This is a genomic window from Streptomyces sp. SCPE 10 (assembly GCF_051980735.1).
Taxonomy (GTDB): Bacteria; Actinomycetota; Actinomycetes; order Streptomycetales; family Streptomycetaceae; genus Streptomyces; species Streptomyces misionensis.
Genome location: NZ_CP197069.1, coordinates 320,284 through 333,601 on the forward strand (window position 1 = coordinate 320,284; position 13,318 = coordinate 333,601).

At 73.3% G+C, this 13,318-nt stretch carries 13 protein-coding genes; 7 read left to right on the forward strand and 6 right to left on the reverse strand.

All coding sequences use genetic code 11. The features are described from left to right. Window positions 1–54 precede the first annotated feature (54 nt). Both ACSP97_RS01410 and ACSP97_RS01415 read right to left on the reverse strand, forming a co-directional pair. Entirely contained in the window at window positions 55–1,197 is a 1,143-nt protein-coding gene (locus ACSP97_RS01410) for a DegT/DnrJ/EryC1/StrS family aminotransferase (RefSeq protein ID WP_440556116.1), read from the reverse strand. After that, a complete protein-coding gene (locus ACSP97_RS01415; protein WP_358301891.1) occupies window positions 1,194–2,288 on the reverse strand; it encodes a DegT/DnrJ/EryC1/StrS family aminotransferase in 1,095 nt (364 codons plus the stop codon). The genes ACSP97_RS01410 and ACSP97_RS01415 overlap by 4 nt, the downstream gene beginning before the upstream one ends. 383 nt (window positions 2,289–2,671) lie before the next feature. Between ACSP97_RS01415 and ACSP97_RS01420 the strand changes: the two genes are divergently transcribed. Genes ACSP97_RS01420 through ACSP97_RS01445 form a run of 6 tightly spaced genes read left to right on the forward strand, consistent with a single transcriptional unit; the run spans window position 2,672 to window position 8,476 of the window. Next, window positions 2,672–3,730 (forward strand): Gfo/Idh/MocA family protein, encoded by a 1,059-nt coding sequence (locus ACSP97_RS01420; protein WP_440556117.1) that lies wholly within the window; start codon window positions 2,672–2,674, stop codon window positions 3,728–3,730. Between the two features lies 1 nt (window position 3,731). Next, complete coding sequence (locus ACSP97_RS01425; protein WP_440556118.1) at window positions 3,732–4,616, forward strand: sugar phosphate isomerase/epimerase family protein; 885 nt, start codon at window positions 3,732–3,734, stop codon at window positions 4,614–4,616. After that, window positions 4,613–5,977, forward strand: coding sequence for a M20/M25/M40 family metallo-hydrolase (locus ACSP97_RS01430; protein ID WP_440556119.1), 1,365 nt, complete (start codon window positions 4,613–4,615; stop codon window positions 5,975–5,977). The genes ACSP97_RS01425 and ACSP97_RS01430 overlap by 4 nt, the downstream gene beginning before the upstream one ends. After that, entirely contained in the window at window positions 5,974–7,101 is a 1,128-nt protein-coding gene (locus ACSP97_RS01435) for an Ldh family oxidoreductase (protein ID WP_440556120.1), read from the forward strand. The genes ACSP97_RS01430 and ACSP97_RS01435 overlap by 4 nt, the downstream gene beginning before the upstream one ends. Beyond that, complete coding sequence (locus ACSP97_RS01440; protein ID WP_440556121.1) at window positions 7,098–8,048, forward strand: Gfo/Idh/MocA family protein; 951 nt, start codon at window positions 7,098–7,100, stop codon at window positions 8,046–8,048. Before ACSP97_RS01435 ends, ACSP97_RS01440 begins: the two co-directional genes overlap by 4 nt. Then, window positions 8,045–8,476 carry a DUF6917 domain-containing protein gene (locus ACSP97_RS01445; protein WP_440556122.1) on the forward strand — a complete coding sequence of 144 codons (432 nt, stop codon included), beginning with the start codon at window positions 8,045–8,047 and terminating at the stop codon, window positions 8,474–8,476. The genes ACSP97_RS01440 and ACSP97_RS01445 overlap by 4 nt, the downstream gene beginning before the upstream one ends. 81 nt (window positions 8,477–8,557) lie before the next feature. On the opposite strand, the gene ACSP97_RS01450 is transcribed toward ACSP97_RS01445, so the two are convergent. The 4 genes from ACSP97_RS01450 to ACSP97_RS01465 form a co-directional block, all read right to left on the reverse strand. Beyond that, on the reverse strand, window positions 8,558–9,091 hold the full coding sequence (locus ACSP97_RS01450) for an EF-hand domain-containing protein (protein ID WP_355147287.1): 534 nt from the start codon (window positions 9,089–9,091) through the stop codon (window positions 8,558–8,560). Window positions 9,092–9,249: 158 nt separating this feature from the next. Then, window positions 9,250–10,509 carry a nucleotide sugar dehydrogenase gene (locus ACSP97_RS01455; RefSeq protein ID WP_355147285.1) on the reverse strand — a complete coding sequence of 420 codons (1,260 nt, stop codon included), beginning with the start codon at window positions 10,507–10,509 and terminating at the stop codon, window positions 9,250–9,252. Window positions 10,510–10,566: 57 nt separating this feature from the next. After that, complete coding sequence (locus tag ACSP97_RS01460) at window positions 10,567–10,875, reverse strand: hypothetical protein (protein WP_355147283.1); 309 nt, start codon at window positions 10,873–10,875, stop codon at window positions 10,567–10,569. Between the two features lie 296 nt (window positions 10,876–11,171). Then, complete coding sequence (locus ACSP97_RS01465) at window positions 11,172–12,005, reverse strand: helix-turn-helix transcriptional regulator (RefSeq protein ID WP_355327674.1); 834 nt, start codon at window positions 12,003–12,005, stop codon at window positions 11,172–11,174. 117 nt (window positions 12,006–12,122) lie between these two features. Here ACSP97_RS01465 and ACSP97_RS01470 point away from each other — a divergent pair, with 117 nt between their 5' ends. Beyond that, window positions 12,123–13,187 carry an aldo/keto reductase gene (locus tag ACSP97_RS01470; protein WP_440556123.1) on the forward strand — a complete coding sequence of 355 codons (1,065 nt, stop codon included), beginning with the start codon at window positions 12,123–12,125 and terminating at the stop codon, window positions 13,185–13,187. Window positions 13,188–13,318 lie beyond the last annotated feature (131 nt).

Below are 13,318 nucleotides of genomic sequence, written 5' to 3' on the forward strand. Positions count from 1 at the left end.
CCCCGGAGGGTGCGGCGCTCCGGGTGGCGGGCCTCCGGGTGGCGGGCGCGCGGGTCAGCGGTGCCCGGTGGCGAAGGCGCACACGAGGTCGGCGACCTGCTGGACCTGGGCGTCCGTCAGCAGGTGGTGCACCGGCAGGGCCAGATGGCGGCGGGCGGCCCGTTCCGCGGCCGGCCAGCGGGCTCCGGGGGGCGCGTAGGGGGCGAACGCGGCGTGCGCGGGCAGGGGTTGCGGGTAGTAGACGTGGCTGGCCACCCCGTGTGCGGTCAGGTGGGCGGCGAGCGCTTCGCGGGCGTCGGCGAGGACGGTGTAGACGTAGAAGCACCGGCCGTCCGGGTCGGGCGGCGGCGGGGTGACGCCGCGGTCGGCGAGCGGGGTGAAGCGCTCGGTGTAGTAGGCGGCGATCTCGGCGCGCCGGGCGAGGCGGGCCGGGAATCCGGCGTAGCGGTGGGTCTGGAAGGCCGCCTGGACCTCGTCGAAGCGGCTGTTGACGCCGATGGTGTGGTGGACGAACCGGCGTCCGGGGTGCTGGCCGTGGTTGCGCAGGGTCCGCACCCGCTCGCCGAGTGCCGGGGCGCGGGTGACGACCACGCCGCCCTCACCGGGCATGCCGCACGTCTTGACCTGTACGAAGGAGTAGACGCCCGCCTCGCCCCACAGTCCTGCGGGGACGCCGCGCAGCACGCCGCCCTGGGCGACCGCCGAGTCCTCCAGGAGGCGCAGTCCGTGCCGTCGGGCCAGTTCGGTGAAGCGGGGCATGTCGGCCATCACGGAGAACATGTGGGCGGGCATCACGGCCTTGGTCCGCCGGGTGACGAGCCGTTCGGCCGCGTCGGGGTCCATGGTCATGGTGTCGGGCCGGATGTCGGCGAAGACGGGGATGGCGCCGGCGGTGACGACCGAGGAGGCCAGGGGCGCGCAGCCGAAGGCGGGCACGATCACCTCGTCGCCGGGGCCGATGTCCATGGCCCGCAGCACCAGGGAGAGGGCGGAGGTACCGCTGGAGCAGGCGACCACGTCGGCGGCGCCGAGGTCCGCGCGCATCAGTTCTTCGAAGGCGGCGGTGCGCGCGCCCAGGATGAAACGTTGCTCCGGGTCGAGGCCCACCTCGCGAACCAGGGCGATCAGCGCGGGGCGGTCGGCTTCGAAGAGGGCGGGCGGGAAGAAGGGGACGGTGACGGTCGGCGCTGCGGTCATGCGGTGGTCCTCGTCGTGGCGAGGAAGGAGCCGATGGTGTCGCAGACGCGGTCCAGGTCGCCGGGGTCGAGATCGGGGTGGAAGGGCAGGGCCACGGCACGCCGGGCCGCCGCCTCCGCGTGCGGGAAGTCGCCGGGCCGGTGGCCCAGGTGGGCGAAGGCGGGCTGGTGCGGCAGGGGCAGGGGGTAGTAGACCTCGGTGCCGATGCCCTGCTCGTCGAGGTGGTCGACCAGGGCGTCCCGGTGCTCCGTCTCGATCAGGTAGACGTAGTACACGTCCCGGTCGTCCGGTCCCTCGGCGATGGTCCGCGGCAGCCGGACGATCCCGGGCACGTCCCGCAGCCGGGCGGTGTAGGCGGCGGCCAGTTGGGCGCGGCGCGCGATCTGCTCCTCCAGGACGGTCAGCTTGGCGAGCAGGACGGCCGCCTGGATGTCGTCCATCTTGCTGTTCACGCCCGGCAGCGCGCTCTCGGTGGAGATGGCCGGGAAGTCGTTGAGCGTACGGCCCGTCCTGCCGTGGTGGCGCAGGGCCGCGACGGTGTCCGCCACCCGCGGGTCGTCGGTGAGTACGGCTCCGGCGTCGCCGAGCGCGCCGAGCGTCTTGGCGGGGAAGAAGGAGAGCACGCCGCCCGCGCCGTGCAGACCCGCGTGGATCCCGCGCCGGCGCATGCCGATCGCCTCGGCGCTGTCCTCGACGACCGTCAGGCCGTGCCGCCGGGCGACGGCATCGACGGCCGCCATGTCGGCCATGGTGTGGAAGAGGTGCACCGGCATCACGAACCGGCTGCGCGGGGTGACGGCGGCGTCGAGCGCCGCGGGGTCCATCGCGTGGGTGTGCGGGTCGATGTCGACGAACTGCGGCCTTCCGCCCGCGAGTACGACGGCGGAGGCGGTGGCGAAGAAGGAGTACGCCGGTACCAGGACCCCGTCACCGGGGCGCAGTCCGCAGGCGCGCAACAGGAGCACGAGCGCGTCGGTGCCGCTGTTGACGCCGATCACATGCCGGGCGCCGGTGTAGTGCGCGAGCGCCGTCTCGAACTGCCCGACCTGTTGCCCGTGGCTGAATTTGCCACTGCGGAAAACGTCCTCCAACGCTTTTTCGATGGTCGGCCACAATCGTTCGAAAGTGGCGGCCTGGGAGAAGAAGGGAATCGGTTCGGCCGTCCCCGGAGTGGCCGGCGACGCGCCCCCGGCCCGCGCCCGGAGCTGTCCACTGGAAGGCAATTCTCACCCGCCCCGTCGTTTCTGTGGATTGACCGGCAACGCTAGTCGTACTTCCCGGCGGCGGAGAAAGGAAAGGATCATCTTCACACTTTGTGGGTAACGAGGTTCCGGATCGCTTGACCCTTTCCCGGACCGGCCGCAATAGTCTTGCGGCGCACCGGAGTTGTGCGCGACGCGACGCGAACCGCGTCTTCCGCGCCCGGTGTTCCCCTTCCCCGCTTTCCTTCCCCTCTTCCCTTCCAGGAGGTCCTGTGCTGCAGCCCCTCGTGATCGGGCTCGGCCGCTCCGGATCCGGACTGCACCTGAGGACGCTCGTCCGGCTGGCCCGGCGCACCGCGGCCACCGGCGATCCGCTCGTCGCCCTGCCCGCGGTCGGCTGCGACCCGCGCGTCGGCGCGCTGCGGGCCGCGGCCGCGCCCGACGAGGCCACGGTCGTCGGCACGCTGGACCAGGCCCTGGCCCAGGTGGACCCGGCCACCACGGTGGCGCATGTGTGCACCCCGCCCCGGCTGCGCCACGAGGTGGTCGCGCGACTGGCCGGACACGGTGTGCGCCGGATCATCGTGGAGAAACCTCTCGCCGCCTCCGCGGCGGAGCTCGACGCGCTGGTGCGGCTGCGCGAACAGGAGGACCTCGATCTGGCGGTCGTGGCGCACTGGACCAGCTCCCGGCTGGCCGGCCTGCTGCGCCGCCTGATCCGCGGCGGACGGCTCGGCGCGCTCCGCCGGATCACCGTCGACCAGCACAAGCCCCGCTTCCTGCGGTCGCTGACCACCGACGGGCACCCCACCGCCCTCGACGTGGAGATCCCCCACTCCCTCGGGCTCGTGCTCGATCTGGCCGGTCCCGCCGACCTCCGTGCCGCGCGCTGCTGGGACCTGCGGCTGACGGGCCGGGCCCTGCCCCGACTCGGCGGCGCGCACGTGGAGTTGGCGCACCGGTCGGGGGTCAGCACCCTGCTCCGCTCCGACCTCGGCGCACCGGTCAGGCAGCGCAGCGTGGTCTGCGAGTTCGAGGGCGGCACGGCCACCGCGCACTTCCCGCTGAGCGAGGACGACGACCACGCCCAGCTCGTCGTCTCCCCGTTCGGCCACGGTACGGCGCCCATGGCGGACGGCGCGTGCGAGGCAGGGCACCACGTCTTCCGTGACGACGCCCTGACCGACTTCTTCGAGTGCGCCTACCGGGGCTTCGCCTCCGGGACGGCGGGGGCCGCCAACTTCCCGCTCGCCTGTGCGACCACCCGGCTGCTGTGCGCGGCCCGCGAGCACTGTGCCGTCGTACCGCACGCCCCCGCGGGGAGCCGCTGACATGCCCGGGCAACTCATCACGGGTCACGGCGCGTTCGGGCCGCTGACCGGCATCGGGGACGAGGCCGCGCCGGGCGCCGACGGCCAGCTGGCCGCCCTGCGCTGCCTGGGCTGGACCACCGTCGAACTGCGCAACATCGACGGCACGGCGCTGGCCGACCTCTCCCCCGCCGCCTTCGGTGCGCTCGCCCGGCGGCTGGCGGACGCGGGCGTCACGGTGACCGCCGTGGCGTCCCGGATCGGCAACTGGTCGCGCCCCGTCACCGGCGACTTCGGCCGGGACCTCGCCGAACTCGATGTGCTCGCCGAGCGGTGCGCCGCCCTCGGCTGCCGACTGGTGCGGATCATGTCGTACCCCAACGACGGTCTGACGGAGGGGGATTGGGCCGACCGCGTGCTGGCCCGCACCGCCGTCCTCGCGGACCGCGCCGAGCGGGCGGGGCTGGTGCTGGTGCACGAGAACTGCGCGGGCTGGGCCGGGGACCGGGCCGACCGCGCGCTCCGGCTGCTGCGCGCCGTCGACAGCCCGGCGCTGCGTCTGCTGTTCGACACCGGCAACGGCGTCCCCTACGGCTACGACGCCCCGCAGATGCTCCGCGAACTCGCCCCCCATGTCGCCCACGTGCACATCAAGGACGCCGTGCGGCTGCCGGACGGCTCCACCGCCTACACACTGCCCGGCGAGGGCGAGGCCGGGGTGGCAGGGTGCCTGCGGATCCTGGCCGACCACGGCTACACCGGGGCCCTCTCCCTCGAACCGCACCTCGCCGTGCGCCCCCACGAGGGGCTGACCCGGGCCGGCGGGGACGCCGCCGACCTGTTCGTACGGGCCGGCCGGGCACTGACCGCGCTGCTGGAGCACGCCGCACCGGACGGCCCGGCGTGAGCGCTCTGTTCACCGACCGGCACCGCGAGCTGCTGCTGGATCTGCTGCGGCTGCCGAGCGTCAACCCGCTGGAGGCCGGACCGGAGGATCCGCCGTCCCGGCTGCCGGACGCCCTGGCCCACTATGCGGCGGCCGCCGCCCGGGCCGGGTTCCGCACGGTCGGCCTCGCCGCGCCGCACGCCTCCTGCCTGGACCGCCCGGACGTACCGGCCACGGTCCGCACCGCCGCCCGTGATCCGCGGTTCCTCGCCGGACAGCCCAGTCTGCTGCTGCGGCTGGGACCCGACCGCCCCCGTGCGGACACGGTGATGTTCAACGTGCACCTGGACACCGTCGCCGGGCACACCCCGCCGGTCTTCGACGGCGCGCGGTTCACCGGCCGGGGCGCGGTCGACGCCAAGGGGCCCGCCGTGGCGCTGCTCGCCGGACTGGAGGCCGCCGCGTCCCACCCCGCCGTCGGACGGGACGTCACCGTGCTGCTCCAGGCCGTCGCCGGAGAGGAGGGCGGCGCCCTGGGCACCTACGGCACCCGGCCGCTGCTGGAGGCCGGACACCACGGGCGGCTCAACGTGTTCTGCGAACCGACCGGCCTGCGCGCGCTGCCCCGGGCCACGGCCGCCATGACCGCGCGGATCACCGTCGAGGGCGAGGACGCGGTGGACGACCGCCCGGACGCCGGGCACAACGCCACCGTGCTGCTCGGCTTCCTCGCCCAGCACCTCGCCGCCCGGCTGGACGGGGCCGTGCCCGGCACCCGGGTGTGCGTCGCCGGACTGCACACCGGCCGCATCCACAACCGCGTCCACGGCACCGGCACCCTGCTGCTGAACCTGTCGTACCGGCGCACCCCCGACGGCACGGCACTGGAGACCGCGGTCGGCCGGCAACTCGCCGACGGCCTGCGCCGCTTCACCGAACTCTTCGGCGCCACACGGGAGTTCGCCCGCACCGCACGGGACGCGGCCCGCATCACCCGGCTCGGCTGGGACAAACGGGGGCTGCCCGCCCTGGACAACCGCGATCCGTGGGCGGAGGCGCTGCTGGCCCGGGCGGGCGCGTTGCCGCCGACCGACGACCCCGGCTTCACCTGCGACGCCGTCTGGGCGGCCGGGCTCGACGGCGCCTTCACCGCCGTGCTGGGCCCCGGCTCGCTCGCCGCCAACCACGCCCACGCGCCCGGTGAGTTCATCGACCTCGCTGCTCTGGAGGACTTCGCCGGCGTCGTACGGCGGCTCACCACCTCCTTCGCGGAAGGGCCCCGGCCCGAAGCGCCCCCCACGCAGCCCCGGTCCCCGGCCCCGCCGCCCCGAGCGCCCCGACCCGAAGAGAACCGAACCCCCTCCCGTAAGGAATCCGGATGACCGCACCCACCGCCCCCCGCGCGGCGGTCGAGCACTCCCCCGTCCTCGTCGACCACGCGAAACTGCGCGCCGCGCTCACCGATCTGTTCGCCGGCCACGGCATCCCGGCCGCGCGGGCCCGGCTCGCCGCGGACGCCCTCTGCCACGGCGATCTGACCGGCCTCGACTCCCACGGTCTGTTCAACCTCGGCCGGCTCTACCTGCCGCTGCTCGCCTCGGGCCGCTGCGACCCGCGCGCGGAGCCACGCACCCTCACCGACCTGGGCGCCTGCACGGTCGTCGACGCCCGCCGCGCCCTGGGTCTGTGGGCCGCCGCCGAGGCCATGGACGACGCCGTGGCACGTGCCGGACGGCACGGCGTCGGCCTGGTCTCGGTGCGCGGGGCGACCCACTTCGGGTGCGCCGGCTTCCACGCCGCCCGTGCCGCCGAGTCCGGGATGATCGGCGTGGTCGCGAGCAACTGCGGCGGGCAGCGCATCGCCCGGCCGCCGGGCGGGGCGCTGGCGATGCTCGGCACCAACCCGCTCAGCGTCGCGGCACCCGCCCTCGACGGACACCCGTTCCTGCTGGACATGAGCACCACCGTCGCCCCCACCGGCAAGGTGCGGGTCGCCGCCCGCCGCGGCGCCCCGGTGCCCGCGGGCTGGCTGGAGGACACGGCGGGCGAGCCGGTGACCGACCCGTCCGCCTTCGATCGCGGCGAGGCCTTCCTGCGCTGGCTGGGCGGCAGCGCCGAGACCGGTGTGCACAAGGGCTACGGGCTCGGCATCGCCGTGGAACTGCTGGCCGCCGTGGTCTCCGGCGCGGCTCTGGGGCCCGCGCCCGCGGCACTGGAGGGCGACGGCCGGCCGCACGGCAGCGACGACGACATCGGCTTCTTCCTGCTCGCCATCGCCCCGGAGGTACTGCGCCCCGGTGCGGACGTGGCCGGCACGACCCGGTCCCTGTTCGGCACGCTCGTCGACTGCCCGCCGCTGCGCGAGGGCGAACCGGTGCGCTATCCGGGCTGGTGGGAGGCGGAACTCGCGGCCGAGCGCCGCCGTGACGGCATCCCCCTGCCGCCGCACCTGTACGAGGAGCTGACCGCCCTCGGCCTGCTCGACGGCACCGGGGGCGGCCGATGACCCGGCCCCTGCGCCTGGGAGTCGTCGGTCTCGGCGCCATCTCCCCCTACTACCTGGCCGCCGCCGAACGGCTGCCCGAGTGGGAGCTGACGGCCGTGTGCGACGCCCGCGCCGAGACCCTCGACGGGTTCGGCGGCACGGCGGCACGCTTTCGCGACCATCGGACGCTGCTGGCCGACGCCCGGCCGGACGCCCTGGTGGTGGCGGTGCCCAACGACGTGCATCTGCCGGTGTGCCGGGACGCCCTGGCGGCCGGCGTCCCGGTGTGCGTCGAGAAGCCGCTCGCCCTGACCGCCGTCGAGGGACGCCTGCTGGTGGAACTGGCGCGGCGCCACGGGGTCCCGTTGATGACGGCGTTCCACCGCCGCTACAACAGCGCCGTCCGTGACCTCGCGCGTCGGACGGCGGGCCGGGAGATCCGCTCGGTGCGGGTGCGCTACCTGGAGCGCATCGAGGACCATCTCGGCGGCGAGGACTGGTATCTGGACCCGGCGCGCTGCGGTGGCGGCTGTGTGGCCGACAACGGCCCCAACGCCCTCGACGTGGTCCGGCTGCTCCTCGGCGACCTGACCCTGACCGGCTGCGAGATCCGGCGCGACGGCCTCGGCGTCGACCGCCGGGCGGTGCTGCGTCTGCGCGGCCGTGCCGGGGCGGTGGCCTCGGTCGAGCTGGACTGGTCGTATCCGGGTGAACGCAAGGACGTCGAGGTGGCGTTGGCCGACGGTGAGGTGCTGGTCGCCGACATGCTGGCCGGGCACACCGCCTTCAAGGGGTCGCTGTGGCACGAGTACGAGGCGATCCTGCGGGAGTTCGCCGTACTGGCGGCAGCCGGGGCGCCGGCCGCTCCTGGCGCGCACGGCGGTCTTCAGGCACTGGAGCTGGTGGAGGCGGCCTATCGCGGCGCTCCGCCCGCGGTCGGTGCGGCGACGACGGAGGCGGGCCGGTGAATCCGGCGGAGGACGGCGCCAAGCGGGTGGTGCGCGGTGTGCTGGTCAAGGTGCTGGTGCACCGGCGCACGGACCGGGGCATGCGGCTGGAGGAGCATGCGGCGCGTTGCGTCCGCCGGGGTGAGGTGCACGAGCTGGTCACCACCGACCAGTGGGAGCCCCGCCCCGGCGCCCGGATCGACCGGGTGGGTTTTCTCGGCTTCGTCGAGCTGGGGTGTGGCGGCGTCATCGACCGGGGCGACCTGGTGCGGATCGGGGACGCGGTGGTCGGCACGGTTCTGGGCTTCGACGCCTGCCATCTGCCGAACCACTACAACATCCTGATCCACACCGAACGCCCGGTCAACGGAGGGGACTTGGAGTTGCGGCCGGAGGCTGCCGTCTCCTTCACGCAGGGGCGGGCCGGTCAGGAGCGTACGGCTCACTGAGCCCGGACAGCGGTGGAGGGCCCATGGACCTGGCGGGGTCCATGGGCCCGTGTGCGGCCGGACCCGTGCGGGTCCGGCAGGTCAGCCGAGCAGTTCGACTTCCAGCCGGCCGAAGTGGAACTCCCGTACCACCTGGAGGAGTTCGTCCTCGGACAGCTGGCCGTCGTCGTTCTTGTCGACCTTCTGGAACGACTCGCCGGCCTGGGAGACCGGGACGCCGACGGCGGACAGCCAGGCCTGGAACTCGCGGGCGTTGATCTGGCCGTCGTGGTCTTCGTCGCACAGGCGGATGAGCGCCTTCACGATGGGCGACAGGGCGCGGTTGAAGCTGGCCTCGCCCTCCTTGAACAGCATGTCCCCGGTGGCATCGAGGAACTGCTGCCGGCTGATGGCGCCGCCGGCCTCGACGCCGGCCTTCTGGGCGAGGTACTCGTAGAGGCCCTTGAACGCCTGGTGAAGTTCCTGCACTTCGGGCGAGTCGGCGTTCTTGCCGAGGTTCTGGGCGATCCGCTCGGCCTCGCTCAGGAAGTCACCGGCGTCGAGGACACCGTTGCCGTCGGTGTCCCACTTGTCGAAGCGCTTGGCCAGGCGCTCGTTGGCGACGGAAGTGCTCATGGGTTTCTCCTTGTTCTGGATGGATGCACGGCGATGACGTGCCGCGGCACTCGGGCAGGGCCGCGACCGCGCAGGGCGGTGCCCGTGCGCGGGCTCTGGGGGCCGGCGGCGGGCCGGCCGGCAGGGTTGCCGGGCAGGGGCCGGCGGGAGAAGGAAGGTCAGAGAAGGGTGACTCTGCTGCCCACGGCCTTGCCGCGGGTGTCCAGCAGGGCGCAGCGGGCCTGGCCCAGCGCTTGGCCGGCGTAGCAGGCGTGGTCCTGGAGCAGGATGGCCACGTCGGCGTCAGCCATGGCGTCCTGGAGGTTCACGGCGCGTGGCAGTGTCCGGCCGTCGACGGTGAATTCGGCGACGTAGGGGTCGTGGTACCGCACGTCGGCGCCCGCGGCGAGCAGTCCGGCGGCGATCTGGCGTGCCGGTGTCTCGCGGACGTCGGCCACGTCGGGTTTGTAGGTGACGCCGAGCAGCAGTACCCGCGCGCCGTCGGGGCGGCCATGCGCGTCGGTGAGCAGGGTCAGTGCCCGGTCGACGACGTGGTCCGGCATGCGGCTCAGTACGTCCTGGGCCGCTGCCAGCATGCGGAAGGGGAAGCCCTGGGATTCGGCGCGGGCGGCGAGGTAGCGGGGGTCGACGGGGATGCAGTGTCCGCCGATGCCGGGTCCGGGATCGAAGGGTTCGAAGCCGAAAGGTTTCGACGCGGCGCAGTGGAGTACGTCCCAGATGTCGATGCCGGTCGCGTGGCAGAACAGGGCCACCTCGTCGACCAGGGCGATGTTGACGTAGCGGTAGGTGTTCTCCAGCAGCTTGGCCATCTCGGCCTCGCGGGTGCCCCGGGCGACGACGAGTTGGTCCACGAACCGGGAGTAGAACGCGACGGCGTGTTTGGCGCACAGCGCGGTGCAACCGCTCACGATCTTCGGGGTGTTGTGGATATTCCAGGTCGTGTTGCCGGGGTCGATGCGCTGCGGGGAGAACGCCAGGTGGAAGTCCTCGCCCGCCCGCAGTCCGCTGCCGCGCTCCAGGAGGGGGCGTACGACGTCCTCGGTGGTGCCCGGGTAGCTGGTGGACTCCAGGACGATCAGCATGCCGGGGTGCAGCCAGGCGGCGACGGTCTCGGCCGCGGCCTCGACGGCGGACAGATCGGGCAGGCCCTGCGCGGTGAGTCCGGTGGGCACGCAGATCACCACGGTCTGCGCGCCGTCCAGGACGGCGGGGTCGTCGGTGGCGCGGAAGCCGACGTCCAGCATGGCGGCGACATCGGCGTCGCGAACCCCGCCCACGTGGGAGCGGCCCTCGGACAGGCCCGTCACCACCGTGTCGGACACGTCGTACCCCGCGGTGGCCACGCCGGCCGAGACGGCGGCTCGGGATAACGGCAGCCCGACGTGCCCCAGCCCCATGACGACGAGTTCGGCGGCCATCTGTGCAGGTTCTCCAGGGTGTGGAAGCAGGTGTGTGACGAGCGGGGCGGGCGGGGCTCAGGCGGAGAAGCTGCCACTGCCGGGCGCCACGTGAGCCCCGTATCCGGGGCGGACGACGAGGCCGGGCGTCAGGCAGAAGGGGTCCCCGTACACCGTGACCGGCCGGTCGGTGCGGTTCGTCAGTACATGGGCGTCCAGCGGGAGTTTGTGGCACCCGTGCGGGTCGTGGTAGACGGTCAGCGGTGTCAGTTCCGTCCTGAACACGACGACGTCGCCCTCCTCCGCCGCGCCGGCGGTACCGGCGGTGGCGCATACCGCGAGCAGGGCACTGGCCGCGGCGAGCAGGGCGATCCGGGTACGGCGCATGTATTACTCCATTTCGGTGGCGTCGTTGAGTTGATTATTTTCTGGTGAGGCACCGGTTAAGCACGGGACCACGTGCAAGCACCTGAACCGGCGACGCGGTCAATCAAGGTTGACGAAAAAGGGCGGTGACCGGCATCTGACGGCTTCCCGGGCTTCACCGCGCTTTCACGTCGGCGCGGCCCGCCGACGCCACCCGACCGTGGATCATTCCAGGTTCGCTTGACAGGGGAACAATTCCCGCCAGCCACAGGCGAATTCTCACCGTCTGCTCGGTGACACAGCGGTGTTGCGCCGGTTCAGCGCGCGCACAACCGGTCGAGCGCCGCCTGGCTCGCGTCGTCCTCGGCGCGGAAGATCACCAGCCGCTGATCCGGGTCCTGAAGCGGGGTCAGCACCTCGAAGCGCACCGCCAGCACACCGGCCTCCGGATGCCGCAGCACCTTGCGCCCACGGCCGTTGACCTCGATGTCCCGCTCGGCCCACAGCCGCGCGAACTCCTCGTCACCGGCGAGGAATTCGGCGATGAGCCCGGTCAGCGCCGGATCGTCCGGGTGCGCGGCCCACGCGGCGCGCAGGTGGGCGACGCCCTCCCGCACGACACGTTCCCTGTCGACGTAGAGCTCGCGTGTCCGCGGGTGCATCAGGCACACCCACATCGAATTGCGCCGCGACGGGGGCAGGGTGTCGAAGTCCAGCAGCAGCCTGGTCATCTCGTGGTTCCAGGCCAGGATGTCGTAGCGGTGGTTCATCAGCATGGCCGGCAGCGGCGCGAGGTCGTCGACCAGCCGGGCCAGCGTCGGCTCCGCGCTTGTGGCGGGCTTCCGGGGGGTGCGGGGGCGCTGCCCGGTCAGGCCGAAGAGATAGGCGCGTTCGGCGGGCGCCAGGCGCAGCGCCCGGGCCAGCGCCTCCACCACGTCCGCCGAGGGCCGCAGACCGCGCCCCTGCTCCAGCCGCACGACGTAGTCGACGCTGATCCCCGCGAGTTCGGCGACCTCTTCGCGGCGCAGTCCCGGGGTCCGCCGGGCCCGCCGGGGCGAGGGCAGACCGAGTTCGCGCGGGTCCAGCCGTTCACGGCGGGTCCGCAGGAACGCGGCGAGTTCCTGTGTGGTGTCCACGGTGCGGGTCGTCATGCCGGTTCCAACAGCCAGGGTGGTACCGGCGTTCCCAGGAACCGCCTTCCCTTACCGCGGGCGCACCGCCGTCGCAGCCTTGTTCCCGGCAACGAATCACCACCGTGGGAGCACACGATGTCACTCACCCTCGACACCTACCGACTGCTGGGCCGCTCGGGGCTGCGGGTCTCACCGCTGGCACTGGGCACGGCGACCTTCGGCACCGACTGGGGCTGGGGTGCCGAGGAGGACGAGGCGCGCAAGCTGTTCGACCTCTACGTAGAGCGGGGCGGCAACTTCCTCGACACCGCCGACACCTACACCGACGGCAGCTCCGAGCGTCTGCTGGGCGCGTTCTCCCGCGGCAGGCGCGAGCGCCTGGTGCTGGCGACGAAGTACACGACGCTGCGCCGGCCCGGCGACCCGAATTCCGGGGGCGCGCACCGCAAGAACCTGTTCGACTCGGTGCACGCCAGCCTTCGGCGGCTCGACACGGACTACATCGATCTGCTCTACCTGCACGTGTGGGACTTCACGACACCGGTCGAGGAGATCCTGCGCGGCCTGGACGATCTGGTGCGGCAGGGCAAGGTCTTGTACGTCGCCATCTCCAACGCCCCGGCCTGGCAGGTGTCGCGCATGCAGACCATCGCCGATCTGCGCGGCTGGTCGCCGCTGGTCGCGCTGCAGATCGAGTACAACCTGGTCGAGCGCGGCGGCGAGCGGGACCTGATCCCGATGGCCCGCGAGATGGGGCTCGGAGTGATCCCCTATTCGCCCCTGGCCGGCGGGGTGCTCACCGGCAAGTACGGCCGCGCCGACCTGACCTCGGCGGACGCCTCCTCCGGCGCCGGCACCCGCAAGAGCCTCAACCTGGCCCTGGGCACACTCACCGAACGCAGCCTCGCCGTCGCCGACGCCGTGAAGGAGGTCGCCGCGGAGCTGGGCCGCACACCCGGCCAGGTCGCCCTGGCCTGGACCCTGCGGAATCCGGGCGTGACCGCACCGGTCATCGGCGCGCGCACCCCGGCTCAACTGGAGGACAACCTGGGCGCGTTGCAGGTCGACCTCACCGACTCCCAGCTGGCCCGCCTCGACGAGGCCGGCGCCATCGGACTCGGCTACCCGCACGACATGCTCACCGGCGCCCACATCCGCGAGGTGACCACGGGCGGCCTGAAGATCGAGTCCCGCCGCTGAGGCGGACAGCGGCGGACGGCCCGGCGCGGGCGTGCCTCCGACGGCGCCGGGCCGGGTGACCGACGACGAGTACGTGACCTACCGGGCGTGCCCCGAGGACGCCGTCCGGGACCGTCGCCACCACGGCAGGG